The sequence below is a fragment of the Serratia sp. 121840015-1 genome (assembly GCF_053627655.1).
In genome coordinates this window covers 359,870-386,335 of record NZ_JBSEYF010000003.1, presented here as the reverse complement: position 1 = coordinate 386,335, position 26,466 = coordinate 359,870, and the positions used below count along the sequence as shown (strand labels likewise).

Annotated in this window: 23 protein-coding genes; 10 read left to right on the top strand and 13 right to left on the bottom strand. The window is 61.0% G+C overall.

Annotation, left to right across the window (positions count from 1 at the left end; translation table 11 throughout):
- Window positions 1–58 precede the first annotated feature (58 nt).
- From ACUXAC_RS18090 to ACUXAC_RS18070, 5 genes are all read right to left on the bottom strand, one after another.
- Window positions 59–802 carry a type 2 GTP cyclohydrolase I gene (locus ACUXAC_RS18090; RefSeq protein ID WP_025301873.1) on the bottom strand — a complete coding sequence of 248 codons (744 nt, stop codon included), beginning with the start codon at window positions 800–802 and terminating at the stop codon, window positions 59–61.
- A gap of 18 nt (window positions 803–820) precedes the next feature.
- The gene (locus ACUXAC_RS18085) at window positions 821–1,801 is read right to left on the bottom strand and encodes an MBL fold metallo-hydrolase (protein WP_048232933.1); all 981 of its coding nucleotides are present in this window, start codon (window positions 1,799–1,801) and stop codon (window positions 821–823) included.
- Between the two features lie 22 nt (window positions 1,802–1,823).
- Window positions 1,824–3,254 carry a deoxyribodipyrimidine photo-lyase gene (phrB, locus tag ACUXAC_RS18080; RefSeq protein WP_454266812.1) on the bottom strand — a complete coding sequence of 477 codons (1,431 nt, stop codon included), beginning with the start codon at window positions 3,252–3,254 and terminating at the stop codon, window positions 1,824–1,826.
- A gap of 15 nt (window positions 3,255–3,269) precedes the next feature.
- Window positions 3,270–4,226 (bottom strand): YbgA family protein, encoded by a 957-nt coding sequence (locus tag ACUXAC_RS18075; RefSeq protein ID WP_100396174.1) that lies wholly within the window; start codon window positions 4,224–4,226, stop codon window positions 3,270–3,272.
- A gap of 142 nt (window positions 4,227–4,368) precedes the next feature.
- On the bottom strand, window positions 4,369–4,578 hold the full coding sequence (locus ACUXAC_RS18070; RefSeq protein WP_004939916.1) for a YbfA family protein: 210 nt from the start codon (window positions 4,576–4,578) through the stop codon (window positions 4,369–4,371).
- A 441-nt stretch (window positions 4,579–5,019) separates the two neighbouring features.
- Between ACUXAC_RS18070 and ACUXAC_RS18065 the strand changes: the two genes are divergently transcribed.
- The 6 genes from ACUXAC_RS18065 to kdpE all read left to right on the top strand — a co-directional run bounded on the left by ACUXAC_RS18065 (window position 5,020) and on the right by kdpE (window position 12,957).
- On the top strand, window positions 5,020–5,109 hold the full coding sequence (locus ACUXAC_RS18065) for a K(+)-transporting ATPase subunit F (RefSeq protein WP_016928742.1): 90 nt from the start codon (window positions 5,020–5,022) through the stop codon (window positions 5,107–5,109).
- The gene (gene kdpA / locus ACUXAC_RS18060; protein ID WP_038877511.1) at window positions 5,109–6,797 is read left to right on the top strand and encodes a potassium-transporting ATPase subunit KdpA; all 1,689 of its coding nucleotides are present in this window, start codon (window positions 5,109–5,111) and stop codon (window positions 6,795–6,797) included. The genes ACUXAC_RS18065 and kdpA overlap by 1 nt, the downstream gene beginning before the upstream one ends.
- 26 nt (window positions 6,798–6,823) lie before the next feature.
- Window positions 6,824–8,893, top strand: a complete 2,070-nt coding sequence (gene kdpB, locus ACUXAC_RS18055) for a potassium-transporting ATPase subunit KdpB (RefSeq protein WP_273873925.1) — start codon at window positions 6,824–6,826, stop codon at window positions 8,891–8,893.
- Between the two features lie 18 nt (window positions 8,894–8,911).
- Window positions 8,912–9,481, top strand: a complete 570-nt coding sequence (kdpC, locus tag ACUXAC_RS18050; RefSeq protein WP_149571651.1) for a potassium-transporting ATPase subunit KdpC — start codon at window positions 8,912–8,914, stop codon at window positions 9,479–9,481.
- Between the two features lie 73 nt (window positions 9,482–9,554).
- The gene (gene kdpD / locus ACUXAC_RS18045; protein WP_087763325.1) at window positions 9,555–12,251 is read left to right on the top strand and encodes a two-component system sensor histidine kinase KdpD; all 2,697 of its coding nucleotides are present in this window, start codon (window positions 9,555–9,557) and stop codon (window positions 12,249–12,251) included.
- Between the two features lie 16 nt (window positions 12,252–12,267).
- A complete protein-coding gene (gene kdpE / locus ACUXAC_RS18040; protein WP_038877506.1) occupies window positions 12,268–12,957 on the top strand; it encodes a two-component system response regulator KdpE in 690 nt (229 codons plus the stop codon).
- A 27-nt stretch (window positions 12,958–12,984) separates the two neighbouring features.
- Here the strand turns inward: kdpE and ACUXAC_RS18035 are convergent, their stop codons facing one another.
- The 4 genes from ACUXAC_RS18035 to seqA form a co-directional block, all read right to left on the bottom strand.
- Window positions 12,985–13,284 (bottom strand): DUF3861 domain-containing protein, encoded by a 300-nt coding sequence (locus ACUXAC_RS18035; protein WP_454266811.1) that lies wholly within the window; start codon window positions 13,282–13,284, stop codon window positions 12,985–12,987.
- Entirely contained in the window at window positions 13,284–13,925 is a 642-nt protein-coding gene (locus ACUXAC_RS18030; protein WP_454266810.1) for a PadR family transcriptional regulator, read from the bottom strand. The genes ACUXAC_RS18035 and ACUXAC_RS18030 overlap by 1 nt, the downstream gene beginning before the upstream one ends.
- Before the next feature lie 191 nt (window positions 13,926–14,116).
- Window positions 14,117–15,760: a phosphoglucomutase (alpha-D-glucose-1,6-bisphosphate-dependent) gene (gene pgm / locus ACUXAC_RS18025; protein ID WP_055311938.1), complete on the bottom strand. Its 1,644-nt coding sequence runs from the start codon at window positions 15,758–15,760 to the stop codon at window positions 14,117–14,119.
- 77 nt (window positions 15,761–15,837) lie between these two features.
- The gene (seqA, locus tag ACUXAC_RS18020; RefSeq protein ID WP_049201976.1) at window positions 15,838–16,380 is read right to left on the bottom strand and encodes a replication initiation negative regulator SeqA; all 543 of its coding nucleotides are present in this window, start codon (window positions 16,378–16,380) and stop codon (window positions 15,838–15,840) included.
- A gap of 224 nt (window positions 16,381–16,604) precedes the next feature.
- Between seqA and ybfF the strand changes: the two genes are divergently transcribed.
- From ybfF to fur, 4 genes are all read left to right on the top strand, one after another.
- The gene (ybfF, locus tag ACUXAC_RS18015; RefSeq protein ID WP_454266809.1) at window positions 16,605–17,378 is read left to right on the top strand and encodes an esterase; all 774 of its coding nucleotides are present in this window, start codon (window positions 16,605–16,607) and stop codon (window positions 17,376–17,378) included.
- A gap of 256 nt (window positions 17,379–17,634) precedes the next feature.
- Window positions 17,635–17,922, top strand: a complete 288-nt coding sequence (gene ybfE, locus ACUXAC_RS18010) for a LexA regulated protein (protein ID WP_004939936.1) — start codon at window positions 17,635–17,637, stop codon at window positions 17,920–17,922.
- A 264-nt stretch (window positions 17,923–18,186) separates the two neighbouring features.
- Window positions 18,187–18,726 (top strand): flavodoxin FldA, encoded by a 540-nt coding sequence (gene fldA, locus ACUXAC_RS18005; RefSeq protein WP_454266808.1) that lies wholly within the window; start codon window positions 18,187–18,189, stop codon window positions 18,724–18,726.
- 329 nt (window positions 18,727–19,055) lie between these two features.
- Entirely contained in the window at window positions 19,056–19,502 is a 447-nt protein-coding gene (fur, locus tag ACUXAC_RS18000) for a ferric iron uptake transcriptional regulator (protein WP_019454058.1), read from the top strand.
- A 245-nt stretch (window positions 19,503–19,747) separates the two neighbouring features.
- Here fur and ACUXAC_RS17995 read toward each other — a convergent pair whose 3' ends face one another.
- The 4 genes from ACUXAC_RS17995 to glnS all read right to left on the bottom strand — a co-directional run bounded on the left by ACUXAC_RS17995 (window position 19,748) and on the right by glnS (window position 26,438).
- Window positions 19,748–22,405: a beta-N-acetylhexosaminidase gene (locus ACUXAC_RS17995; RefSeq protein WP_454266807.1), complete on the bottom strand. Its 2,658-nt coding sequence runs from the start codon at window positions 22,403–22,405 to the stop codon at window positions 19,748–19,750.
- A gap of 13 nt (window positions 22,406–22,418) precedes the next feature.
- Window positions 22,419–22,745: a ChiQ/YbfN family lipoprotein gene (chiQ, locus tag ACUXAC_RS17990; protein ID WP_004939944.1), complete on the bottom strand. Its 327-nt coding sequence runs from the start codon at window positions 22,743–22,745 to the stop codon at window positions 22,419–22,421.
- A 46-nt stretch (window positions 22,746–22,791) separates the two neighbouring features.
- A complete protein-coding gene (gene chiP / locus ACUXAC_RS17985; protein ID WP_454266806.1) occupies window positions 22,792–24,195 on the bottom strand; it encodes a chitoporin ChiP in 1,404 nt (467 codons plus the stop codon).
- Between the two features lie 578 nt (window positions 24,196–24,773).
- Window positions 24,774–26,438: a glutamine--tRNA ligase gene (gene glnS, locus ACUXAC_RS17980; protein WP_060440515.1), complete on the bottom strand. Its 1,665-nt coding sequence runs from the start codon at window positions 26,436–26,438 to the stop codon at window positions 24,774–24,776.
- Window positions 26,439–26,466: the final 28 nt, after the last annotated feature.

Genomic DNA, 26,466 nt, shown 5'->3' with positions numbered 1-26,466 from the left:
GCGCGGTAAAAGGATTCAGCCGGCGCACAGGCCGGGCTGGATCCGGGGAAGAAAAAAATCAGGCGGGATTCGGGATATCGATAAAGGTCACATCAAAGCCGTGGTGCTGCGCCAGCCAGTCGCCCAACGCCTTCACGCCGCCGCGCTCGGTGGCGTGGTGGCCGGCGGCGAAGAAATGCACGCCCATTTCGCGCGCGCTGTGAATGGTCTGCTCAGACACTTCACCGCTGATGAACGCATCGACGCCGAAACGCGCCGCGCTGTCGATAAAGCCCTGGCCACCACCGGTGCACCAGGCCACCCGGCGAATGTGCTCAGGCGCGTTATCGCCGCAGTGCAGCACCGCGCGCCCCAGCCGGCTTTCGATACGCTGCTGCAGCGCTTCGCCGGTCAGCGGCTGTTCAAATTCGCCGTGCGGCACCAGCGGCTCAACGTCGCCAATCACCCGAATGCCCAGCGCCTGCGCCAGCTGCGCGTTGTTGCCCAGCACCGGATGCGCGTCCAGCGGCAGGTGGTAGCCGTACAGGTTGATGTCGTGGGTCAGCAGCGTTTTCAGGCGATTGCGTTTCATGCCGCGCACCGCCGGCGCCTCGTTTTTCCAGAAATAGCCGTGGTGCACGATAATCGCGTCGGCCTGATGCGCCACCGCGGCGTCCAGCAGCGCCTGACAGGCGGTGACGCCGGTCACGATGCGCTGCACGTGTGGGCGGCCTTCTACCTGCAATCCGTTGGGGGCGTAGTCCTGAAACGCCGCGGCGTTCAGTTCCGTGTTGATCAGTTGTTCCAGATCGAGGTTACGCATTCTCTTCTCTCTTCATAGTCAAAATGTCTGCCGGTCGCCCTGCGCCATCAGGATGAATTTCACGCCCAGATCGTTGCCCTGCGCCAGCTGCTGCGCAATGGCGGCGCGCGTGTCTTCGCCCTGTTTCAGGCTGGGCTTGATGTGGCTGATCACCACCGGCAAACCGTTCAGCGAGCCATCGCCGCCGCTGTACTGCGTCAGGTTCTTTAGCTCCTTCAGCAGCCAGGCCGGCGTCAAATGGCCGTACAGATGTTTATCCTCCACCCCGTTAGGGTAAGAGGTTTCGATAATCATGCCCTTGAGCTTCTTCTGCTCGACAAGCGGCCCCAGCGCGCGCCAGACGGTATCGAGATCGCGCGACTGCTCCACCTTATCCGGCCCGGTATCGCCGAAGTAGGCGAAGAACTCGCTGCCGTTGGAAATCAGCAGCATCGACGACGGATAGCGATCGTGGCTGAGCGGGTACATCACGCCGGTCAATCCGGTCAGGCCGAGGGTAAACCGCTGCTGCGGCCGCACCGTTTGCAGCCGGTAAGTGCCCAGCCGCGAGCCGTTGCCGGCGTCGGTGAAGTTCGGCCACGCCTTCCAGTTGAAGTAGTGATTACGCAGGGTCAGTACGGTGTCCGCCTGGGCGTAAACGGTTTTTTTATTGTCCTCGGGTGAGCCGACGATCAGCCCCGCCACGTGGTCCAGGTGGCCGTGGCTGATAAAGTAGCTGCCGATCAACTGCCGGAACACATAGCCCTGCGGCGTGTAAGGCGCGGCCAGCTCGGGCGTCACCTGCGGGAAGCTGCCCTTCTCCAGCCCTTTGGCGATGCCCGGCAGCAGCGAACCGGCGTCCAGCGCCACATACCGCGGCTGATTGTCGCTGCGGATCAGGTAGGAGGTCAGATTGCCGTCGCTGACGCCGCCGTCGACGCCGAGCGCCACCACGTCAAAGCCGGCGATCGCCAGCGCCGAATAGCCGCTCAGGCACAGGGCCAGCACCTTTTTCATCATTGCGTCGCTCCTTGCAGTTGCCTCAAGACTCTCCCCGTTTTGCCGCCTCGAACGCCGCCAGCGTCTCCAGCCGGGCTTGCTTATGGTCGACGATCGGCAGCGGGTAGTTCAGCGTGCATCGCTGCTTTTCCGCCCAGCGATGGGGATGATGGATGTCATTGTCGGGCACATCCGCCAGTTCCGGCAACCATTTACGGATAAAAGTGCCTTGTGGATCAAAACGTTCACCCTGAGTCGTCGGGTTGAAGATGCGGAAATACGGCGCGGCGTCGGTGCCGGTGGAGGCCGCCCACTGCCAGCCGCCGTTGTTGGCCGCCAGATCCCCATCCAGCAGTTGCGACATGAAATAGCGCTCCCCGGTGCGCCAGTCGATCAGCAGATCCTTCACCAGAAAACTGGCGCTGATCATGCGCAGCCGGTTGTGCATCCAGCCGGTGGCGTTCAGCTGGCGCATGGCGGCATCGACGATCGGGTAGCCGGTCTCGCCCCGCTGCCAGGCCTGCAGCTTCGCCTTGTCATCGCACCAGCGCACCTTGTCCGTCCAGGCAATAAACGGCCGATGGCGGCACAGATCGGGATAGGCCACCAGCAGATGGCGATAGAACTCGCGCCAAATCAGCTCGTTGAGCCAGGCGAAGGCACCGCTTTCGCGATCTTCCAGCAGCTGCGGGCATTCGGCGCGCAGGCGGTTGAAGCACTGGCGCGGCGACAGCACGCCGATCGCCAGATAGGGCGACAGGCTGCTGGTGCCGGCGAGGGCCGGCAGATCGCGCTGCCGGAGGTAATCCTGCACCTGCTCGCGGCAAAAAGCGCGCAGCCGCTGCAACGCGGCCTCCTCACCAACGGGATAGCCATCCCCGATGTCTGCCGTGGGATAATCGAACGCCGCCGGCGCCTCAGGCGCAGGCAACGCGCCACCGGCGCGGATCTTCGGCGCCGGCAGGCAACTCACGTCGGACTCGGTCAGGCGTTGAATAAAGGCGTTGCGAAACGGCGTATAGACCTTGTACATCTCTCCGCCGCCGGTGAGCACGCTGCCCGGCGGCAACAGCAGGCTGTCATCGAAACCGTGGCACCTCACCCGGCCACTCAACCGCTGTTCCAGCCGCGCATCGCGCCGCCGTTCGTTCAGTTCGTACTGGCGATTGTAAAACAGCGTATCCACCTGCTCCCGCTCGCAATAGTCCGCCAGCCAGTCAATCGACGCGGCAAAGTCCGCACAGGCATGGCAATGCAGCGCAATGCCCTTGTGCGCCAGCGCCTGCTGCACCGCCTGCAGGCTGGCGTGGATCAGCGCCGCCTGCCGCGGCGCCATCTCATGTTGCCGCCACTGCTGCGGCGTGGCGATAAACACCGCCAGCACCCGGGCTTCGGGATCGCTGCAGGCGGCGTGCAGCGCGTTGTTGTCGGTGATACGCAGATCGTTACGCAACCAGACCAGATGCGTGGTCATAAAACTCCTTGTCAATCAATGGCCGTAACGCAAACGCAGCGCCTCCGGATAAGGTTCGAAATAGCGTTGTTCCGCCAGATAGCGATCGGGGTATTCCGCCATGTAATGTTTGAGCAGCGCGATCGGTGCCAACAGCGGCTGCATGCCCTGCCGGTAGCGATCGATCAGATGCGCCAGCTCCTGGCGCTGCGCCGTACTGAGCTGACGGCGGAAATAGCCCTGCACGTGCATCAACACATTGGTGTGGTTGCGGCGCGTTGCCTTGTGCGCCAACAGCGCCATCAGGCGGCTGCGGTATTCCACGGCGAAGGCCTCCAGCGAGTCCCAACGGTGAATATCGGCGACGAAGCGCCCCAGCTCCCGATACGCCGGCTGCGAATGCGCCAGCAGCGACAGCTTATAGCGGCTGTGAAACGCGATCAGCCCGCCGCGGGTCAGCCCCTGACGCCACAGCATGTTCAGCTCGTACAGCGCATACACCCGTTCAATGAAGTTTTCCCGCAGTGCCGCGTCCTGCAATCGTCCATCCTCTTCGACCGGCAGCCACGGCATCTGGCGCAGCAGTTCGGCGGTAAACAGACCGACGCCGTTTTTACGCGAGTCCTTGCCGTTTTCGCTGTAGACCCGCACCCGCTCCAGGCCGCAGCTCGGTGACTTGGCGCAGACGATATAGCCGCAAAGATGTTGCAAGGCCGCCACGCGCTGCGCGGAGAAGCCGCGCATCTCCTCGGTCAGATCCACGCCGGCGTCGTTGCTGTAGCGCATCGCCGGCCACGGCTGCGCCTGTTTCACCAGGCGCAGCGCCGGGCGCGGCGTAGGCAGCCCGATCGCCATTTCTGGGCAAACGGGCTCAAAGCGCACATAGGGCGCCAACTGTTCCACCGCAAAGGCCAGCCGCTTGTGGCCGCCGTCGAAACGCACCGTCTCGCCCAGTAAACAGGCGCTGATGCCGATAGGGATTTTGTCACTCATACCGCTCTCCCGTGTTGTTGGCCGATGAGGAAAGTGTAGAAGAATGGCTTGCCGAATACGACCTTGCGCTTGATAGGGGCGGCCAGAGGCATAAAAAAACCCCCGCCGCAGGGCGAGGGTTTTTTCGTGAATCGGCAGCGACTCAGTAGAAATCGCAGGACGCCAGTTCCGCCTGCTGCAGCCAGACCGGCTTATCGCTGGTTTTTGACCAGACGCGGTGCAGGTAGCTGTAAAAACGCCCGCGATCGCTGCGGAACAGCATCACCGGCAGGGCCAAAATGCCCGCGATAACCACTGCGCTGCGGCGCAGGAGAATCCGATGCAATGAATAAGCGTGATAGGTAGTAGACATGCGAACCTCCTTAAAAACGCCTGCCGTTGATTTGTCAGGGAAAACGGCGTCGGCGTATCAAATGAACAATCGGTAATTTGGTAACTGAGCAAAATTTTAGCGCACTTGATGAAAGTTTACTACTCATCCGACCACTAAATCGCACAAAAAATCGCTAATCGCCGCAGCGATCCGTAATTTTGTTACAGCCAAGTTAATTTTTAACTTACCATGGGTTACATTGTGGTTATTATCCGGGTGGTTATTTCCCGCTTACGCCCGTTCTCCCTCCTCCATCAGGGGCAATCTCGCCACCGGCCTGATGGTTGAAGCGCTGAATTTCCGCTGCAATTTCAGCCATTTTTATACTTTTTTTACACCCACCCGCGCGATTTTTTCATCTTCTTTCTACCCCTCTCCCTACACTGCCTCTATCAAAAACAACACCTCTGGAGGTGTCCCGTGAGTTTCAGCGTTATTGGTGGTGCGCTGTTGGTTCTGCTGCTGTTGGCCTATTTGGTCTACGCCCTGTTTAACGCGGAGGATTTCTGATGGCGGCTTCAGCCTTTTTACTGATCGCCAGCTTCCTGCTGGTGCTTCTGCTGCTAGCCCGGCCGCTGGGCGGCTTTATGGCGCGCCTGATCGAAGGTGAGCCGTTGCCTGCGCTGCGCGGGGTAGAAGCCGGCGTCTGGCGCGCCTGCGGCATCCGCGCCACCGAGATGAACTGGTGGCAGTACGCGCTGGCGATCCTGGCGTTCAACCTGCTCGGCCTGGCGCTGTTGTTCGCCCTGCTGATGACGCAGGGCTCGCTGCCGCTCAACCCGCAAGGCTTCCCGGGCCTCTCCTGGGATCTGGCGCTCAACACCGCCGTCAGCTTCGTCACCAACACCAACTGGCAGGCCTACAGCGGCGAAAGCGCCCTCAGCTATTTCAGCCAGATGGCCGGGCTGGCGGTGCAGAACTTCGTCTCCGCCTCCACCGGCATCGCCGTGGCCTTTGCGCTGATCCGCGCCTTTACCCGCCGCGCCGGCAACACCGTCGGCAACGCCTGGGCCGATCTGTTCCGCATCACGCTGTATGTGCTGCTGCCGATCGCGCTGCTGATCGCCCTGTTCTTCGTCAGCCAGGGCACGCTGCAAAACTTCCTGCCTTACCTGCACGTCACCACGCTCGAAGGCGCGCAGCAGACGCTGCCGATGGGGCCGGTGGCCTCGCAGGAAGCGATCAAGATGCTTGGCACCAACGGCGGCGGCTTCTTCGGCGCCAACTCGGCGCACCCGTTCGAGAACCCGACCGTGCTGACCAACTTCGTGCAGATGCTGGCCATCTTCCTGATCCCCTGCGCACTGTGCTTCTCCTTCGGCCAGTTGGCCGGTGAAAACCGCCAGGGCCATGCGCTGATCTGGGCGATGGCGCTGATCTTCGTGGTGGCGGTGGTCGTGGTGATGTACGCCGAACTGGCGGGCAACCCGCACCTGAGCGCGCTGGGCGCCGACAGCAACATCAATATGGAAGGCAAAGAGTCGCGCTTCGGCATTCTTGCCACCAGCCTGTTCTCGGTGGTGACCACCGCCGCGTCCTGCGGGGCGGTTAACGCCATGCACGACTCCTTCACCGCGCTGGGTGGCATGGTGCCGATGTGGCTGATGCAGATCGGTGAGGTGGTGTTCGGCGGCGTCGGCTCCGGCCTGTACGGCATGCTGCTGTTCGTGCTGCTGACGGTGTTTATCGCCGGTCTGATGATCGGCCGCACCCCGGAATATCTGGGCAAGAAAATCGACGTTTACGACATGAAGATGACCGCGCTGGCGATCCTGGTCACGCCGACGCTGGTGTTGCTGGGCAGCGCGCTGGCCATCGGCACCGACGCGGGCCGCGCCGGCATCCTCAACCCGGGCGCTCACGGCTTCAGCGAAGTGCTGTACGCCCTGTCCTCCGCCGCCAACAACAACGGCAGCGCCTTCGCCGGGTTGAGCGTCAATACGCCGTTCTACAACCTGCTGTTGGCCTTCGCCATGTTTGTCGGCCGCTTCGGGGTGATCCTGCCGGTGCTGGCGATCGCCGGTTCGCTGAGCGCCAAACAACGCCAGCCGGCGGGCAACGGCACCCTGCCGACCTATGGGCCGCTGTTTATCGGCCTGCTGATCGGCACCGTGCTGCTGGTGGGCGCGCTGACCTTCGTGCCGGCGCTGGCGCTGGGCCCGGTGGCCGAGCATTTGCAGCTTTGGTTGGCAAACTAACAGACGTCACAGAGAGAGAATAAGAGATGACTCGCAAACAACGCGCGCTGTTTGAACCGGCCCTGGTGCGCACCGCGCTGATCGATGCGGTGAAAAAACTGGACCCTCGCGTTCAATGGCGCAACCCGGTGATGTTCGTGGTGTATATCGGCAGCATTCTGACCACCGCCATCTGGCTGGCGATCCTCACCGGCCAAACCGACGGCGCCGCCGCCTTTACCGGCAGCGTCGCCCTGTGGTTATGGTTCACCGTGCTGTTCGCCAACTTCGCGGAAGCGCTGGCCGAAGGGCGCAGCAAGGCCCAGGCGGAAAGCCTGAAGGGCACCAAGAAAACCAGCTGGGCGAAAAAACTGGCCGGCCCGCGCCGCGACGGCGCCACGGAGAAAGTGGCCGCCGAAAGCCTGCGCAAGGGCGATATCGTGCTGGTGGAAGCCGGCGACACCATCCCGTGCGACGGCGAAGTGCTGGAAGGCGGCGCCTCGGTAGATGAAAGCGCCATCACCGGTGAGTCCGCGCCGGTGATCCGCGAGTCCGGCGGCGACTTCTCCTCGGTCACCGGCGGCACCCGCGTGCTGTCCGACTGGCTGGTGGTGCAGTGCAGCGTCAACCCGGGGGAAACCTTCCTCGATCGCATGATCGCCATGGTGGAAGGCGCCAAACGCCGCAAAACGCCGAACGAGATCGCACTGACTATCCTGCTGGTGGCGCTGACCATCGTGTTCGTCTTGGCCACCGCCACCCTGTTCCCGTTCTCGCAATACAGCGTGGAAGCGGCCGGCAGCGGCAGCGTGGTCACCATCACCGTGCTGGTCGCGCTGCTGGTCTGTCTGATCCCCACCACCATCGGTGGCCTGCTGTCCGCCATCGGCGTGGCCGGGATGAGCCGCATGCTCGGCGCCAACGTGATCGCCACCAGCGGCCGCGCGGTGGAAGCCGCCGGCGACGTGGACGTGCTGCTGCTGGATAAAACCGGCACCATCACGCTGGGCAACCGCCAGGCTTCGGAGTTCCTGCCGGCGCCGGGCGTGAAAGAGCAAGAGCTGGCGGATGCCGCGCAGCTGGCCTCACTGGCGGACGAAACGCCGGAAGGCCGCAGCATCGTGGTGTTGGCCAAACAGCGATTCAACCTGCGCGAACGCGATCTGCAGGCGCTGAACGCCACCTTCGTGCCCTTCTCCGCCCAGACCCGCATGAGCGGCGTCAACGTGCAGGAGCGCATGATCCGCAAAGGCGCAGTGGATGCCATTCGCCGTCACGTCGAATCCAATCAGGGGCACTTCCCGCGGGCGGTGGACGATCTGGTGGAAAGCGTGGCGCGCACCGGCGGTACACCGCTGGTGGTGGCGGAAGGCGCCCGAGTGCTGGGCGTGGTGGCGCTGAAGGATATCGTCAAGGGCGGCATCAAGGAACGCTTCAATGAGCTGCGCAAGATGGGCATCAAAACGGTGATGATCACCGGCGATAACCCGCTGACCGCGGCGGCGATCGCCGCCGAAGCCGGGGTGGACGACTTCCTGTCGGAAGCCACGCCGGAAGCCAAGCTGGCGCTGATCCGCCAGTACCAGGCGGAAGGCCGCCTGGTGGCGATGACCGGCGACGGCACCAACGACGCCCCGGCGCTGGCGCAGGCCGATGTGGCGGTGGCGATGAACTCCGGCACCCAGGCCGCCAAAGAGGCGGGCAACATGGTCGATCTGGATTCCAACCCGACCAAGCTGATCGAAGTGGTGCACATCGGCAAACAGATGCTGATGACGCGCGGCTCGCTGACCACCTTCAGCATCGCCAACGACGTGGCCAAATACTTCGCCATCATTCCGGCGGCGTTCGCGGCCACCTATCCGCAGCTGAACGCGCTGAACGTGATGCATCTGCATTCCCCGGCCTCCGCCATCATGTCGGCGGTGATCTTCAACGCCCTGGTGATCGTGTTCCTGATCCCGCTGGCGCTGAAAGGGGTGAGCTACAAACCGATGAGCGCCGCAGCCCTGCTGCGCCGCAACCTGTGGCTGTACGGGGTCGGCGGCCTGCTGGTGCCGTTCGTCGGCATCAAACTGATCGACCTGATCCTGGTCGCGCTACACGTCGCCGGTTAACCATTGAGGGAAATGAACATGACTTATTTACGACCTGCGCTGGTGATGCTGATCCTGCTGACGCTGATCACCGGCATCGCCTATCCGCTGCTGACCACCGGGCTGGCGCAGCTGCTGTTTCCGAGTGCGGCCAACGGTTCGCTGCTGTACCGGGGCGACAAGGCGGTCGGCTCCGCACTGATCGGCCAGAACTTCACGCGCGCCGACTATTTCTGGGGCCGCCCATCGGCCACCGGCGATTCGGCCTATAATCCACTGGCCTCTGCCGGCAGCAACCTGGCGGCCACCAACCCGGCGTTGGATAAGGCTATCGCCGAGCGCGCAGCGCAGCTGCGCCAGGCCAACCCTGCGATGAGCGGCCCGATCCCGGTCGATCTGCTGACCGCCTCCGGCAGCGGGTTGGATCCGCAGATCTCGATCGCCGCCGCACAGTATCAGCTGGCACGAGTCGCGGCGGCACGGCATCTGCCGCCGGAACAGATCGCCAAACTGATCGAAGACAACACCGATCGGGCCACGCCCAACTTCATGGGGGAATCGGTGGTGAACGTACTGAAGCTGAACCTGGCGCTGGATGCGTTGAAGTAACGCGCCGTATTCAGCATAGTGATAGGGTTCGGCATGCCGAACCCCTTTTTGCTTGGTAACACAAGGAATTGTCATGGTCGAAGAAGAGCAGCAGCGCCCCGATCCCGATAGCCTGCTGGCGATGGCCAATGAAAAACCGCGCGGCCGGTTGAAGGTATTCTTCGGCGCCTGCGCCGGCGTCGGCAAAACCTACGCCATGCTGCAGGAAGCCCAGCGTTTGCGCGCTCAGGGGCTGGACGTGCTGGTCGGCGTGGTGGAAACCCACGGCCGCAGCGAGACCGCCGCCCTGCTCGACGGCCTGACGCTGCTGCCGCAAAAACGCATCCAGCATCGCGGCCGGCTGGTGCATGAATTCGATCTCGACGCCGCGCTGGCGCGCCACCCGGCGCTGGTGCTGATGGATGAACTGGCGCACAGCAACGCTCACGGTTCGCGCCACCCCAAACGCTGGCAGGATGTGGAAGAGCTGCTGGATGCCGGCATCGACGTGCTGACAACCGTCAACGTACAGCATCTGGAAAGCCTGAACGACGTAGTGGGCGGCGTGACCGGCGTGCGGGTGCGTGAAACGGTGCCCGACCACGTGTTTGACGAGGCCAGCGAAGTGGTGCTGGTCGATCTGCCGCCGGACGATCTGCGCCGGCGGCTGCACGAAGGCAAAGTGTATATTCCCGGCCAGGCCGAGCGCGCCATCGAGCACTTCTTCCGCAAAGGCAACCTGATCGCCCTGCGCGAGCTGGCGCTGCGCCGCACCGCCGATCGGGTCGATGACCAGATGCGCGAGTTTCGCGACACCCAGGGGCGCGAGAAAGTGTGGCACACCCGCGACAGCATTCTGCTGTGCGTCGGCCACAACAGCGGCAACGAAAAGCTGGTGCGCATCGCCGCCCGGCTGGCAGCGCGGCTCGGCTGCCACTGGCATGCGGTCTATGTGGAAACCCCCAAGCTGCACCGGCTGCCGGAAAACCAGCGCCGCGCCATTCTGCGCGCGCTGCGGCTGGCGCAGGAACTGGGGGCAGAAACCGCCACGCTGGCCGATCCGTCCGAAGAGCGCGCGGTGCTGCGCTATGCCCGCGAGCATAACCTCGGCAAAATCATCATCGGCCGCCGCAGCGAGCAGCGCTGGAAGCTGCGCGGCAGCTTCGCCGATCGCCTCGGCCGGCTGGGCCCGGATCTCGATCTGGTGATCGTGGCGCTGGAGAGCGACACCGCACAACCGCCGCCGGGCAAGGAGCACGACGGCCGCAGCTTCAATGATAAATGGCGCATGCAGCTGCGCGGTTGCGTGGTCGCGGTGGCGCTGTGCGCGCTGATTACCCTGCTCTCGCAGTGGCTGCTGCCGGGCTTCGATCAGGCCAACCTGGTGATGGTTTATCTGCTCGGCGTGGCGATCGTCGCGCTGTTCTTCGGCCGCTGGCCGTCGGTGCTGGCGGCGGTGATCAACGTCGCCAGTTTCGATCTGTTCTTCGTCCAGCCCGAATGGTCGTTCGCCGTCAGCGACATGCAGTATCTGCTGACCTTCGGCGTGATGCTCGCCGTCGGCATCATCATCGGCAACCTGACCGCCGGGGTGCGTTATCAGGCCCGGGTGGCGCGCTACCGCGAGCAGCGGGCGCGCCACCTGTACGAAATGTCGCGCGGGCTGAGCCGCGCGCTGACCGTGGCCGACATCGCCAACACCAGCCGCCACTTCCTCTCCAGCAGTTTCCAGGCGAAAACCGTGCTGCTGCTGCCGCAGGAAGACGGCCGCCTGCAACAGATGGTCGGCGAGGAAGGTGGACTGCTGTCGGTAGACGAGGCCATCGCACGCTGGAGCTTCGACAAAGGCCTGCCGGCCGGCGCCGGCACCGATACCCTGCCCGGCGTGCCTTACCAGCTGCTGCCGCTCAATACCCCCAAGCAGACCTTCGGCCTGCTGGCGATCGAGCCCAACAACCTGCGCCAGCTAATGGTGCCGGAACAGCAGCGGCTGCTGCAAACCTTCGCGGTGCTGATCGCTAGCGCGCTGGAGCGGCTGCACCTGGCGCGCAGCGCCGAGGAAGCCAAGCTGGACGCCGAGCGCGAACAGCTGCGCAACTCGCTGCTGGCGGCGCTGTCGCACGATCTGCGCACGCCGCTGACCGTGCTGTTCGGCCAGGCGGAAATCCTCACGCTGGACCTGGCGGCCGAAGGCTCCAATCACGCCACCCAGGCCAGCCAGATCCGCCAGCAGGTGCTGAGCACCACCCGGCTGGTAAATAACCTGCTGGATATGGCGCGCATCCAGTCCGGCGGTTTCAGCCTGCGCAAAGAGTGGCAGTCGCTGGAAGAGATCGTCGGCGCCTCGCTGCACATGCTGGAGCCGCTGCTCAGCCAGCATCCGATCGTGGTCGAGCTGCCGCCGGAACAGATCCTGGTCAACTGCGACGGCAGCCTGCTGGAACGGGTGTTCACCAACCTGTTGGAAAACGCCAATAAATACGCCGGCGCCGAGGCCACCATTGGCATTCGCGCCCGCACGCTGCCCGAGTGGCTGGAAGTCGAGGTCTGGGATAACGGCCCCGGCATCCCCGCCGATCAGCTCCAGCTGATTTTCGACAAGTTTTCACGCGGCAATAAAGAGTCGGCGATCCCCGGCGTCGGCTTGGGGTTAGCGATTTGCCGTGCCATTATTGAAGTGCATGATGGCCGCATCTGGGCGGAAAACGGCGCCAACGGCGGCGCCAGCTTCCGCTTCGTGCTGCCGCTGGAAAAACCGCCCGAGATCGACGGCGACGCCTTCGATCTGTAATCAACGCAGGGGAAACGTGAGCATAACGCCAACCAACATTCTGATTGTTGAAGATGAAAAAGAGATCCGCCGCTTCGTGCGCACCGCACTGGAGAGCGAAGGCCTGCGGGTATTTGAAAGTGAAACGCTGCAGCGTGGGTTGATTGAAGCCGGCACGCGCAAACCGGATCTGATCATTCTTGATTTGGGTTTGCCGGACGGCGACGGGCTGAGCTACATCCGCGATTTGCGGCAGTGGAGCGCCATTCCGGTGATCGTGCTGTCGGCGCGCAACGCCGAAGAGGACAAAATCGCCGCGCTGGACGCCGGCGCCGACGACTACCTCAGCAAACCGTTCGGCATCGGCGAGCTGCTGGCGCGGGTGCGGGTCGCGCTGCGTCGCCACTCCGCCAGCCAACAGGAAAGCCCGCTGATAAGCTTTTCGGAAATCACCGTCGATCTGGTGAATCGCCGGGTGCTGCGCAACGACGAAGATCTGCATCTGACGCCGATCGAGTTTCGCCTGTTGGCGGAGCTGCTGGCCAACGCCGGCAAAGTGATCACCCAACGCCAGCTGTTGAGCCACGTCTGGGGGCCGAACTACGTGGAGCACAGCCACTATCTGCGCATCTACATGGGCCACCTGCGGCAGAAGCTCGAAGCCGATCCGGCCCGGCCCAAACACCTGCTGACCGAAACCGGCGTCGGCTATCGCTTCATGCCTTAACCTCGGCGGGCGCGGTTTGCCGCGCCTTTACGCCGCCGGCCCCTTCTTCAATCCGACCATAAATTCCTTAAACGCCTCGCGCAGCGGAGCGAACACCGGGTGTTTGCGGTTTTCGATCATCACTTCGGAGAACAGCTTCAAGCCTACGGCGAAGGCCGCGCTCTGCTCGGGGCCGAAGTTCAGATCGTCACGCGCCCGGATGCGCTCGACGATATCGAGAATATCGTCGTGGTTGGTCACTTCAAAACTCAGCGGCGCTTTCTCGACGGGATTGCCCTGGCGATCGCTCAGGGCTTCAACGGTAATAGTAAAACGGTGGCCGGGCATCAGTTCTTCTCCTGCTGCGTGGGTTGAATATGCATTTCGCTTTCGATCGCCGCCACGGCGGTCAGCAACGCGGCGTTGATGCGCTCCACCTGCTGCGGCGTGAGATCGGCGCGCATCACGTTGCCGCGCAGCAGGCTGCGCAGGCGGTTCATGGCGTCGTAGATGCCTTCCGCCAGGTTGCCGTGCCGATAATGCTCGCGGCCGGCACCCGCCAGGCGCGCCAGAATGACGTCAACCACCTGTTGATGCTTTTGCAGCTCGCCCTCGCCCGCGGCGGTGATGCGATAGCTTTTGCGGCCGTTGCCGGTGGTGAGCGGCTCAAGGAAATCCTGCTCTTCCAGCAGCGTCAGCGTGGGGTAAATCACCCCCGGGCTCGGCACGTACAGGCCGGATGAGGCCTCCTCAATCGCCTTGATCAGCTCATAGCCGTGGCTGGGCTTGCGCGCCACCAGCGCCAGCAGCACCAGACGCAGATCGCCGTGCTCGAACAGACGGTGACGCCCGCCCCGGCCGCCGCGCCCACCCCGGCCGTGCTCTTCGCCGTCGCCGCCGAAGTGATGGCGCCCGCCGCGATGACGGCGACCCTCTTCGCATTCATGATGGTGGTGGTGATGCCGGTGTAAACCTAATCGATGAAACATAGCGTGATACCTCGCTTTAACGGTGAACATCAATACGAGATTGTTTAGATATATCTAAACAGCGTCGATAAGGCTAATCTAGATCGATATATCTAAATGCGCAAGCCTGCGCCGATAAAAAGATATATCTAAATTGCAGGCATAAAAAAAGCGCTGTAAAAACAGCGCTTTTTATCAATCAAGAAAAGCGATTACTTGGCGGAAGCCAGCACTTCGCTGACGATCTCGACCGCTTCGTGCTCGATCTTCTCGCGGTGTTCCGCCCCGAGGAAGCTCTCGCAGTAGATCTTGTATGCGTCTTCGGTACCGGAAGGACGGGCCGCGAACCAGCCGTTGTCGGTCATCACTTTCAGGCCGCCAATCGACGCGCCGTTGCCCGGTGCCGCAGTCAGACGGGCGGTGATCGGGTCGCCCGCCAGGGTATTGGCCTTGACCATCTCCGGCGACAGCTTGGACAGCGCCGCTTTTTGCGCCGCAGTCGCCGGTGCCTGGATGCGGTTGTAGCTTGGCGCACCGAAGCGTTTGGCCAGATCGTCATAGTGATGCTGCGGGTTTTCACCGGTTACCGCGGTGATTTCAGCCGCCAGCAGGCACATGATGATACCGTCTTTGTCCGTCGACCACGGTTTGCCGTTGAAGCGCAGGAACGAGGCCCCGGCGCTCTCTTCGCCGCCGAAGCCCAGGCTGCCGTCGAACAGGCCGTCCACGAACCACTTGAAGCCGACCGGCACTTCCACCAGCTTGCGGCCCAGGTCAGCCACCACGCGGTCGATCATCGCGCTGGACACCAGCGTTTTACCTACCGCCACATCGGCGCCCCACTGTGGGCGATGCTGGAACAGGTAGTTGATGGCTACCGCCAGATAATGGTTCGGGTTCATCAGGCCTTTCGGCGTGACGATGCCATGGCGGTCGTAATCCGGATCGTTGGCGAACGCCAGATCGAATTTGTCGCGCAGCGCCAGCAGGCCGGCCATCGCCGACTCGGACGAGCAGTCCATGCGGATGATGCCGTCGTGGTCCAAGTGCATAAAGCGGAAAGTCTGATCGATGGAATCGTTCACCAGCGTCAGATCCAGCTTGTAGTGCTCCGCCACGCGCTGCCAATAGGCGATGCCGGAACCGCCAAGCGGATCCACGCCCAGTTTCAGGCCGGCGCGTTGGATGGCCGGCATGTCGACCACCTCAACCAGGCCTTCGACATAAGGCTGCACCAGGTCTTTGGCATGCAGGTGGCCGCTGTTCCAGGCCTTGTCCAGCGACTGGCGCTGAACGCCTTTCAACTGTTGCGCCAGCAGTTCGTTGGCGCGCTTTTCAATCACCGACGTCAGGTTGGTGTCGGCCGGGCCGCCGTTCGGCGGGTTGTACTTGATGCCGCCGTCTTCCGGTGGGTTATGGGACGGCGTAATGACGATGCCGTCGGCCTGCGCGCCGCCGCGGCGGTTGTGGCACAGAATGGCGTGCGATACCGCCGGCGTTGGCGTGAAGCCGTTGTTTTCCTGCACGATCACATCGACGCCGTTGGCGGTCAGCACTTCCAGCACGGAAATGAAGGCCGGCTCGGACAGCGCATGGGTGTCTTTGCCCACGTAGCACGGGCCGGTGGTGCCCTGCTGATGACGAACTTCGGCGATCGCCTGAGCGATGGCGAGGATGTGCGCTTCGTTGAAGCTGTGGCGCTGTGCGCTGCCGCGGTGGCCGGAGGTGCCAAACTTCACCGCATGTGCGGGATTGCCGGCTTCCGGTTGCAGCACATAGTACTGCGACGTCAGCTGGGCTACGTTGATCAGATCGCTTTGGCGGGCGGGCTGCCCGGCACGTGGATTATTCGCCATCGACATATCTCCCTCATCCCTGTCGGTGACCGGGCAAATACGTCGCGCACGGCCATCATGACGGGCTGTTCGCTAAATTAGACGGTACCGCAAACTTTCTCGATCAGTTCCGCCGGGAACTGCATGGCCTGCATGATGTGTTCAATCATGCTGCGTTTGCGGCCGGTATTGGTATTGGTGATCACCCAGTAAGGGGTGCCCGGTACATGCTTCGGCTTGGTATGCGTGCCGTTGGCCAGCAAGGTCTGCTGATCGCCGGCGAAATAGGTGCGGGTACGGCCGGTCAACGCCTCGGTGGCGGCGGCGAAACCGGCGGCATCGAGGGTATACAGGGTGGACAGCACCAGCATGAAACGGTTGACCGCTTTGTTCTGCTCGGCATATTCATCCGACAACAGCAGCTCGCGCATGGCGCGCACGCGATCGCGCGGACGCTGCGCCGGCGCCGTTTTTTCCAGCTCGACGGACTGCGGCGCACTGGCGGCAGGCAACGCGCGCACCGGTTGCCCGGCGGTGAATTTCAACATGCGGCGTAAAATATCGGACGCGCTTTCACCGATGTGTTGCGTGTGGCTGGCAATATAACGGTAAAGCTCTTCGTCGACTTCAATAGTTTTCATCTTTATCCAATACTGTTTTTTCTACTTAGAACCTGAAGCCAGATCCTGCATTCAAGCCATGGGATTATAAGGTTAAAAGCGCTGGGGCGAACACAACAATGTGCCTCCGGACGGAAAATGCAGACTAATACCTATAGCCGGCACTGCCAAGCCCGCGCCGCGAAAATTCCGCATGATTCATCGTGCGATTCAATCATGATACCCTAATCTGAATCTCTCTCAGTATGAACTTCGCCATGAAATTACATTATCAACTGCTGGCCGCCGAGTCAGACGCGCTGCCGGTGCTGCTGATCCACGGGCTGTTCGGCAATCTGGACAACCTGGGCGTGCTGGCGCGCGATCTGCATAAACAGCACACGGTGATCAAGGTCGATCTGCGCAACCACGGCCTCTCCCCGCGCGCCGACGACATGAACTACGCCGCCATGGCGCAGGATCTGCTGGCGCTGCTCGACGAACTGCAGCTGGAGAAAGCGATCGTCATCGGCCATTCGATGGGCGGCAAAGCGGCGATGGCGCTGACCGCCATCGCGCCCGAGCGCGTCGCCAGGCTGATCGTCATCGACGTCGCGCCGGTGAATTACCAGACCCGCCGCCACGACGAGATCTTCGCCGCGCTGAAGGCCGTCAGCGCCGCCGGCATCACCCAGCGCCAGGCGGCTGCCCAGCTGATGCGCGACTACCTGCAGGAAGAAGGCGTGATCCAGTTCCTGCTGAAGTCCTTCCACAACGGCGAATGGCGCTTCAACCTGCCGGTGCTGATCGAACGCTACGAAGACATCACCGGCTGGCAGGAAGTCCCGGCCTGGCCGCATCCGACCCTGTTCATTCGCGGCGGCCTGTCGCCGTACGTGCAGGACAGCTACCGTGCGGCCATCGCCCGCCAGTTCCCGCAGGCCCGCGCGCACGTCGTCGCCGGCACCGGCCATTGGGTGCACGCCGAAAAACCGGAAGCGGTGCTGCGCACCATTCACCGTTTCCTCGACGAAGCCTGAAAAACGCACTCACCTGGCGAAAAAACGCGCTAAAGATAACGGCTTAGCGCGTTTAGCCCGCAGTTAGGCATTGTCGTCGCTCCATCTGCTGGGGTAATATGGCGCGCTATAATTTTGCCACCGCGCCAGCGCGTTCGCGAACGCCGGTTCGGGGGTGAATTTGGGTTAGGGTTTATTGGCCCGAAGTGTGTTAACCGATGCCTCCGGAAGCGTGCGAGCGCTTTTTGATGCAAACTCCCTTGCAGTACCGCTACCTATGGCAAAAGAACAAACGGATCGCACGACGCTGGATCTGTTCGCAGATGAACGCCGTCCGGGGCGCCCGAAAACCAACCCGCTTTCCCGCGATGAACAGCTTAGAATCAATAAGCGCAATCAGCTACGGCGCGATAAAGTGCGTGGATTGCGGCGCGTAGAGCTGAAAATCAACGCGGATGCGGTGGACGCCCTGAACAAACTGGCGGAACAGCGCAACATCAGCCGCAGCGAACTCATCGAGCAGATGCTGTTGGCACAACTGGCGGAAGAACAGCCGGAACATTGATCTCTTCGGCCGCACGCGCGGCGCGGCGTTAAGGACAACGCCGGATCGACCACGCTTTTCTTCATTCTCCGGCATCGCATAAATGCGATAAAACCCCGGCGCCACTTTCTGGCATGATACGCATTTACCGGTAAGAGACTGCGCCTGTCGGCGCCCGCCCCGGAGGCGAAAGGCTCTTGCCATGGCATCATTTTAATCGGCGTCAGCGGCGGCAGTGCCGGCGTCGAGTAATGCAATTACTTGAATTTAAAGGTTATACGCGATATGGCTACTGTAGGCATTTTCTTTGGCAGCGACACTGGCAATACCGAAAACATTGCCAAAATGATCCAGAAAATTCTCCAGAAACAGTTTGGCGACGACGTCTCTGAAGTGCATGACATCGCTAAAAGCAGCAAAGAAGACCTGGAAGGGTTCGATATCCTGCTGCTGGGTATCCCGACCTGGTACTACGGTGAAGCGCAGTGTGACTGGGATGATTTCTTCCCGACGCTGGAAGAAGTCGACTTCAACGGCAAACTGGTGGCGCTGTTCGGCTGCGGCGACCAGGAAGACTACGCGGAATACTTCTGTGACGCGATGGGCACCATCCGCGACATCATCGAACCGCGTGGCGCGGCCATCGTGGGCCACTGGCCGACCAAAGGCTACCACTTCGAGGCCTCCAAAGGCCTGGCGGACGACAGCCACTTCATCGGTCTGGCGATCGACGAAGACCGTCAGCCTGAGCTGACCAACGAGCGCGTGGACGCCTGGGTCAAACAAATCGTCGAAGAGCTGAGCCTGGCCGATATCGTCGGCTAAGCCCCGGCACTGGCGAAAGGTTGAACAAAGGCCCTGTAAAGTGCATAGTGTGCCCACAGGGCCGTCATCGGCAGCAGGGATTGCTGCGATAGAAGCTACAGATTTGTAACTTCCCACCCCGTCACGGTAGACTGAGATATCGGTTTATCCCATCCATCAAGGCGTTGCATGCAAAACATGCAATAGTGCAATTATATCTTTGTTAACAACCGGCGGTTTCCATTTAGTACAACCGGTTCTATAATGAGACGCATTAACTCTTTGTGCCGACCGATGCCACAGGCGAGTACGCCTCAACTTGATTAGCATAGTAACAGGACTGAATTCGCATGACCGACAACAACATCGCATTGAAGAAGGCCGGCTTAAAAGTCACGCTTCCGCGACTCAAAATCCTGGAAGTACTGCAAAATCCGGAATGCCATCACGTCAGTGCGGAAGATTTGTACAAAAAACTGATTGATATGGGCGAAGAGATCGGGCTGGCAACGGTTTATCGCGTACTGAACCAGTTTGACGATGCGGGCATTGTGACACGTCACAATTTCGAAGGCGGCAAGTCCGTGTTCGAGCTGACCCAACAGCATCACCACGATCACCTGATTTGCCTGGACTGCGGCAAAGTGATCGAATTCAGCGACGAATCCATCGAAGTGCGGCAGCGTGACATCGCCAAGCAGCACGGCATCAAGCTCACCAACCACAGCCTGTACCTGTACGGCCACTGTGAAACCGGTGACTGTCGCGAAGACGAAACGCTGCACGACAAGAAATAAGCCTGACCGGCTATGAAAAACCGCCTCACACCGAGGCGGTTTTTTTATGCCTGCCGTGCAAAGGGCAAAAAAATCCCCGGACAAGCCGGGGGAAAATCATGTCATGAAATATCACAATTGCAGCGGCACTGCTACTCCACGTACTACTCTCACTACAACGTCCGCCCTACGCCGACACGCGCGGGCGAACGCATTCCCCCTTCGTTATACGGCCGCCGCCAGGGCAGCAGGCCGTTGCACCGGGCTTAGACCTTCTCGGCGCGGCTGTAGCGCTTGCCGTCCGGGCTAACCGAACGCACCTGCACCTCACCGGACACCGCAGGCTTGGCCTTGGCGTCATAGCGCTGCCACTGCTTGCCGCCGTCGGTGGAGTACTCGATGCCCAATCCCGGCAGCGCGATATTCGCCTCCAGCTTGCCGCCCGCTACGCGTGCGCCCGGCACCGGCAGACGGTAAGCGACGCCACCTTTGTCCAGCTTGGCCAGTTCACGCTGCCCCAGGATATTGGCGAAGCGCAGCCAGTCTTTCTCCAGCGTCTTGGTATCGACAAAGTGGGTTTCCCCGCCTTTGTATTCGCGGCCGGCGCGATAGTCCTGCTCCCAACCGGCGCGGTGCCAGGCGCGTTCAGCCACCGACAGCGCGCGTGGGAAGATCATGTATTCCATCTGCGGATCGGTGCGCTGGGTTTCGCTCCACAGCTGAGCGGACAGCCCGTAGGCGCCCGGCCACGGCTTGTCGCTCTTGGCGTTGAAGTGGTTGCCGTCGCGGTCGACCGAAGTTTCCGCGTTCTGCGGCATGTTGTCCGGCGCGAAGCTGAACACCTTGCGCTCGTCGCTGAAGCGGGTACCCCAGTAGTAACCGCGCTCGTCCGGGTTCACCTCGTAAGGGAAGTCCATGTAGACGTAGTCCGGGTTGGAAACCACCACTTCATACCCTTTGTTGGCCCAGTCGTTGACGCTATCGAAACCGCCCCAGTACAGGGTATCCCAGAAGTTGACGCCCACGCGCGAGGTGGCGAACGCCTTCGCGTTCTCGGCGTCTTTCAGGCCATCCTGCCAGGCCTGCATTCTGTCGATGCCGTGCGCCTTCACCAGCTTGCTGACCTCTTGGCCGAAGTAGCTCGGCAGATGCTCCATGTCGGCCACCTTGCCTTCTTTGATCATCGTCTGGCACACCTGCGACTTGGCCCACGGCTTGTCTTCGTTGCTCTGATCGATGATGCCTTTGCCCGGCTCCGGTTTCGCCTTGTCGGTGTAGCCGGCGCCCAGGCGAATGTTTTTCGCTTCGTCGCCGCCGAAGTGCCAGGTCTTGATCGGCTGGCCGGCCTCTTTATGCATCTGGGCGATCTCGCCGATCACCTTGTCGACAAAACGCTGGGAAGAATCCAGGCACGGGTTCAGGTAGCTCTGGCGGTTAAAGAACTGCACGGAGGTGGTGTTGGAGGTATCGGTCGGATCCACCAGGCGGAATTCGTTGGCCTCTTGCTCTTTCCCGGCGGCATGCAGCTTTTTATAGCGCGCTTCCATCGAGACCACCGCGGCGCGGGCGTGTGCCGGCATGTCGATCTCCGGGATCACTTCAATCTGGCGTGCCTGGGCGTATTTGATGATGTCGATATAGTCCTGACGGCTGAAGAAGCCGCCGTAGACGTCCGGCCCCTGGCCGTACTGCGGCAGCAGACAGGTGGTTTCGCTCAGATCGTGGCAGCGCTGGCCGCCGACCTCCGTCAGCTCAGGCAAACCGGGGATCTCGATGCGCCAGCCTTCGTCATCGCTCAGGTGGAAGTGGAATTTGTTGAGCTTGTAGGCCGCCATCTGATCCAGCAGGCGCAGCACCGCGTCCTTCTTATGGAAGTTGCGCGCTACGTCGAGGAAAATGCCGCGATACTGGAAGCGTGGCGCATCGCTGGCGTCCAGCGTGGCGATCTTGCCGCTGCCGTCGCTCGGCACTAACGACAGGATCGACTGCAGCCCGTAGAACACCCCGGCCTGATCGAAGCCGATCACCCGCGCCTCTTTCTTGCCGATTTTCAGCTCATAGGCGCCCGGCACCGCCATCGCGCCTTTAAACTTGCCCGGCTGGATGTCGGTCTTGATCGGATAGCCGTTGGCCTGAACCGGCACACCCAGCAGCGCGAAGCGCTGGTTGACGACGTCTGCCGCCGGCTTGACCAGCGTGCTCAGATCCGGCGATACCCCTTTGCGCAAATCGACGTCCTGCGCGTGAACCTTCACCTGCATCGGCGTCGGCACGATCTGGCCGCGCAGCGCGCCGGCAGGCAGCGTCTGCAGATCGGCATTGCTGACAAAGCGCGAAGCCGGCGTCATCAGAATGTTTTTGTCGTCCTTGGTGCGCTTCCACTGGTCGCCGGTGAACGGCGCCACAAACTGGTCCAGGTTTTCGGTGTCGGTATTCGCCAGCATTTTCGGCTTGGCGTCGCCGGACGTGGCATACCAGCGCGGCAGGAAGTCGTTTCTGAACAGCTGCCAATATTCGGCGACCACCGGGATTTCCACCGCCTTACCGGCCGGGAAGCCGCTGAATTTGGCGGTCGGCTCCAGCTTGTACAGATCGCCGGTGAGGTGAGCAATCTTGAACTGGTCGTTGTCTACCCGCAGGGTCTGGCGCGGGCTGTGGAAATAGATGACCCAGTCTTTACCGTCGATCGCCTGGCCGTCGTTGCTGAGGGTGAACAACACCCGGTTGCATGAGGCCCAGTCGGCGCCCAGCGCCGCGCAATCCACGCCGTTTTCGCCGGCGCGGTTATCCAGCATTTTTACGTTCAGCTTCAGCTGGCTCAGCTGATCCACCAGCTGTTGATCGGCCATGGCGTTTCCCATGCTGCCCAGAAATCCCATCGTTGCCGTCAACGCGGCTAATGCGCTCAGTTTGAATGCGTTCATGTTCTTGTCCTTCTTAATTATTGTTATCGCGAATTTCTTGCCACAGCTTGCCGCACTTGGCGTCGTAGGCCTGACCGTTACCGCTGTGCACCGCCATAATGCAGTTCTGATAATCCATCACCCGCACCGTTTCCTGCGCGGCGAACTGCTGGTGCTGCTTCTCTTGTTTCAGCACGTTCAGCACCGCCTTACAGGGTTGCAGACGCTCCGGCGAACCTTCGGCGGTGTTGATGCAGGCGCTGTAAGCCTGCTTCAATTTGGCGTCTTCCGGCGGTGCGGCGGGTTGCGCACAGGCGCTCAAGGCCGCGGCGGCCGCCAACATCAGCATGATTTTTTTCATCGTTGAATTCCCTTAACTGCCCCCGGCGGCGAGGCCGGGGAACGCATCAGAAGATGGTGAATGGCGCGATGACCATGAACTTGACGTCTTTCTCGTCCTGGAAGATGTTGCCGTAACCGCCGCCCCAGCTCGGGATGTTGGTGTGGTTGTCATACTGGGTGTAGTGCAGCTTGATCAGGGTGCCCTTGGCGCGCCCTTCCTGGATGGTGTACATCGCGTCCAGGCTCCAGGCGCTTTCCTTCAGGCGCAGGCTCTGATCGTAGATCGGGTTGGTGCTCGGCTTGGCGTCCCAGGCGTAAACGTAGGAGCCGCCGACCGCCATGCCCGGCAGGTTCCAGTTGCTGAGGTCATACATCACGCCGGCGTACACCGCTTTCTCACCGTTGGCGTTAAAGTCGGAGCGGTTATCCCACCACACGTCCAGACGACCGTTGGACGAGGCGTAGGTCGGGGTCATGCGCTGCAGGAAGAAGCCCTGGTTGCCTTCCGCCTTGACCATGGTGCCTTCCAGACGCCAGTTGAACTGCCCGGTGGTGTAACCGAAGGTCAGCGCCTGCAGCCAGGCCAGGCCGTCGTAGATGCTGTTCGGATCGTTCTTGTCGCTGATGCGGTCTTCCGCACCGTAGAACTGGTAACTGGTGGTCAGCGGGTTGCCGAGCACATCGAATTTGTAAGACGCCTTGGTGAAGTATTGATTCACATAACCCTGCGCCTGGCCGAAGGCGGCTTCCAGCACCAGATCGTTTTTGAAATCGTACTTGGCGCCCAGCGAGTGCAGGTAGGAGACGCGCGTTTTCTTATCGTTCTGGCGGAAGTCGTCCATCTCGATATGCCACGGCGCCTTGTATTTATCGGTCCACATGTAGGAGAAGCTCAACGCACCGGCGTCGCCGTAGTCGAACTTGGCGCCGGCTTCGGCCCCCTGATAGGTGCCCGGCATAAAGCTCCAGTGCGGCGCCAGCAGGGTTTGGCCGCTCGGCTGAATATAGCCGGCGCGCGCCCAAACCGGGCCGTATTTGAATTTGGCGGCGGCTTTGTACAGGCTGACGCCGCCTTTGTCACCGGAATAGTCTTCGTCGTAGGTACGGTTTTTCGAGGAGAACGCGATCTCGTTCGGGTGGCCGCTGGCGCTGGATTCCGCCAGCTCGATGGCGGTAAAGGCACCGACGTCCAGACCAAACATGTCCCAGGCGTAGCCCGAAGCGAAATCCAGGCTCAGGTTGGCGGTGGAGTGCGACAGGTTGGTGGTGTATTGGTTGTAATCCTTGCTGTCCGGATTGAGATCTTTACGGTCGCGCTCACGTTGCCAGTAATAAATGCCGCCGGTCAGCGTGGAATCATCGATAAACCCTGCGGCTTTCGCCTCAGGCGCCATGGCAAACCCTGTTCCCAACAGCGCGCCCGCGACTGCGAGCGCCAGCGTTTTACGCTGAGCACCGTGCGTACCCATATTGAAATTCCTCTTTGACTTAACTTAAAAGTTGCAGCCGCCTGTGTTCACCACTGCCCTGCACGACTGCCAATAAAAAACCCGAACGGGTAAAAAATATTGCCGACGAGATGTTATTCCCACAGCACTAATTGCTACAGACAGACTATTTTTCGCGACGCGAATTATCAAATGAAAAATGAGGGAGATTTGTCAAAGTATGACAAGGAGCACATATCAGTGAGAATTTGTTACGCTGGTGATCATAGAGGGTGTCGAATAAAAAATTCAATTAAATCAGAATAAATTGAGATACAAGGTCAACCAGAGACGATTAATGGTTTCAGCCTGACTAAATTCGTCAGTCAGACGATAAAAATTGAGAGCGCTCTCCAAATGAAATTAATTCGCATCACGAATATATAAGAAAAAGTGAAGACTAATAGGACCAATATAAGAGAACTAATGGGTTAATGCGTCGCCATTAATTAAACGCACCCCGGATAAAATGAGAGAGGAATAGATCGCGAGCTGAGCGCAGGCATAAAAAAGCGCGGCTTAAAGCCGCGCTGATTCATTAATTTTCGAGGCTAATAAGATTAGCCTTCGATTTTCGCCCAGGTGTCACGCAGGCCGACGGTGCGGTTAAACACCAGATGCTCGGCCGACGAGTGACGGTTGTCGGCGCAGAAGTAACCTTCTCGCTCGAACTGATAGGCTTTCTCCGGCTGTGCAGCCGCCAGGCTCGGCTCGACGAAGCCGTGCTTGATGACCAGCGATTCCGGGTTGATGGTGGAGAGGAAGTCCTCCGCCGCGCCCGGATTAGGCACGCTGAACAGGCGATCGTACAGGCGAATTTCCGCCGGCAGCGCGTGCGCCGCTGACACCCAGTGGATCACGCCCTTCACCTTGCGGCCGTCGGCAGGATCTTTGCTCAGCGTTTCCGCATCGTAGCTGCAGAAGATGGTGGTGATCTCGCCCGCTTCGTCCTTCTCGACGCGCTCGGCCTTGATCACGTACGCATTGCGCAGACGCACTTCCTTGCCCAGCACCAGACGCTTGTACTGCTTGTTGGCTTCTTCGCGGAAGTCGGCGCGATCGATATAGATCTCGCGGCTGAACGGCACATCGCGGCTGCCCATTTCCGGTTTGTTCGGGTGGTTAGGCATGGTGACCATTTCCACCGCATCGCCCATGTTCTCGATGACGATTTTCACCGGATCCAGCACCGCCATGGCGCGCGGCGCGTTCTCGTTCAGATCGTCGCGGATGCAGGATTCCAGCGCCACCATCTCGACGTTGTTGTCTTGCTTGGTCACGCCGATGCGCAGGCAGAACTCACGAATCGAGGCGGCGGTATAACCGCGACGGCGCAGACCGGAGACGGTCGGCATACGCGGATCGTCCCAGCCTTCGACGATCTTCTCGGCCACCAGCTGGTGCAGCTTGCGCTTCGACATGATGGCGTATTCGAGGTTGAGACGCGAAAACTCGTACTGACGCGGGTGGCAAGGAATGGTGATGTTATCCAGCACCCAGTCATACAGACGGCGGTTATCCTGGAATTCCAGGGTGCACAGCGAATGGGTGATCCCTTCCAGCGCATCGGAAATGCAGTGGGTGAAATCGTACATCGGATAGATGCACCATTTATTGCCGGTCTGGTGGTGTTCGGCGAACTTGATGCGGTACAGCACCGGATCGCGCATCACGATAAACGGCGAAGCCATATCGATCTTGGCGCGCAGGCAGGCGGCGCCTTCGGCGAACTCGCCGTTGCGCATCTTCTCGAACAGCGCCAGGTTCTCTTCCACGCTGCGGCCGCGGTATGGGCTGTCTTTGCCCGGCGCGGTCAGGGTGCCGCGATATTCACGGATCTGCTCCGGCGACAGCTCATCGACGTAGGCCAGGCCCTTGGTGATCAGCTCAACCGCATACTGGTGCAGCTGATCGAAATAGTCTGAGGAGTAACGAACGTTGCCGCTCCACTCAAAGCCCAGCCACTCCACGTCGTGCTTGATTGACTCCACGAACTCGATGTCTTCTTTCACCGGGTTGGTGTCATCGAAACGCAGGTTGCACTGGCCCTGATAGTCCTTGGCGATGCCGAAGTTCAGGCAGATGGACTTGGCGTGGCCGATATGCAGATAGCCGTTAGGCTCCGGCGGGAAGCGGGTATGTACCGACGTGTGTTTCCCCGACGCCAGATCTTCATCGACGATCTGACGGATAAAATTGGTTGGGCGGGCTTCAGCCTCACTCATTTCACTGTTCCTCAATGCAAAGCGCTAC

Coding starts and splice junctions, on each gene's coding strand:
- ybfE (WP_004939936.1), top strand. CDS start 17,635: ATGGCAAAAGAACAAACGGATCGCACGACGCTGGATCTGTTCGCAGAT.
- fldA (WP_454266808.1), top strand. CDS start 18,187: ATGGCTACTGTAGGCATTTTCTTTGGCAGCGACACTGGCAATACCGAA.
- phrB (WP_454266812.1), bottom strand. CDS start 3,254: ATGACCACGCATCTGGTCTGGTTGCGTAACGATCTGCGTATCACCGAC.
- ACUXAC_RS18090 (WP_025301873.1), bottom strand. CDS start 802: ATGCGTAACCTCGATCTGGAACAACTGATCAACACGGAACTGAACGCC.
- ACUXAC_RS18070 (WP_004939916.1), bottom strand. CDS start 4,578: ATGTCTACTACCTATCACGCTTATTCATTGCATCGGATTCTCCTGCGC.
- chiQ (WP_004939944.1), bottom strand. CDS start 22,745: ATGAAAAAAATCATGCTGATGTTGGCGGCCGCCGCGGCCTTGAGCGCC.
- ACUXAC_RS18030 (WP_454266810.1), bottom strand. CDS start 13,925: ATGTTTCATCGATTAGGTTTACACCGGCATCACCACCACCATCATGAA.
- fur (WP_019454058.1), top strand. CDS start 19,056: ATGACCGACAACAACATCGCATTGAAGAAGGCCGGCTTAAAAGTCACG.
- kdpD (WP_087763325.1), top strand. CDS start 9,555: ATGGTCGAAGAAGAGCAGCAGCGCCCCGATCCCGATAGCCTGCTGGCG.
- kdpB (WP_273873925.1), top strand. CDS start 6,824: ATGACTCGCAAACAACGCGCGCTGTTTGAACCGGCCCTGGTGCGCACC.
- ybfF (WP_454266809.1), top strand. CDS start 16,605: ATGAACTTCGCCATGAAATTACATTATCAACTGCTGGCCGCCGAGTCA.
- kdpA (WP_038877511.1), top strand. CDS start 5,109: ATGGCGGCTTCAGCCTTTTTACTGATCGCCAGCTTCCTGCTGGTGCTT.
- kdpC (WP_149571651.1), top strand. CDS start 8,912: ATGACTTATTTACGACCTGCGCTGGTGATGCTGATCCTGCTGACGCTG.
- ACUXAC_RS18085 (WP_048232933.1), bottom strand. CDS start 1,801: ATGATGAAAAAGGTGCTGGCCCTGTGCCTGAGCGGCTATTCGGCGCTG.
- pgm (WP_055311938.1), bottom strand. CDS start 15,760: ATGGCGAATAATCCACGTGCCGGGCAGCCCGCCCGCCAAAGCGATCTG.
- seqA (WP_049201976.1), bottom strand. CDS start 16,380: ATGAAAACTATTGAAGTCGACGAAGAGCTTTACCGTTATATTGCCAGC.
- ACUXAC_RS18035 (WP_454266811.1), bottom strand. CDS start 13,284: ATGCCCGGCCACCGTTTTACTATTACCGTTGAAGCCCTGAGCGATCGC.
- ACUXAC_RS17995 (WP_454266807.1), bottom strand. CDS start 22,405: ATGAACGCATTCAAACTGAGCGCATTAGCCGCGTTGACGGCAACGATG.
- chiP (WP_454266806.1), bottom strand. CDS start 24,195: ATGGGTACGCACGGTGCTCAGCGTAAAACGCTGGCGCTCGCAGTCGCG.
- ACUXAC_RS18075 (WP_100396174.1), bottom strand. CDS start 4,226: ATGAGTGACAAAATCCCTATCGGCATCAGCGCCTGTTTACTGGGCGAG.
- glnS (WP_060440515.1), bottom strand. CDS start 26,438: ATGAGTGAGGCTGAAGCCCGCCCAACCAATTTTATCCGTCAGATCGTC.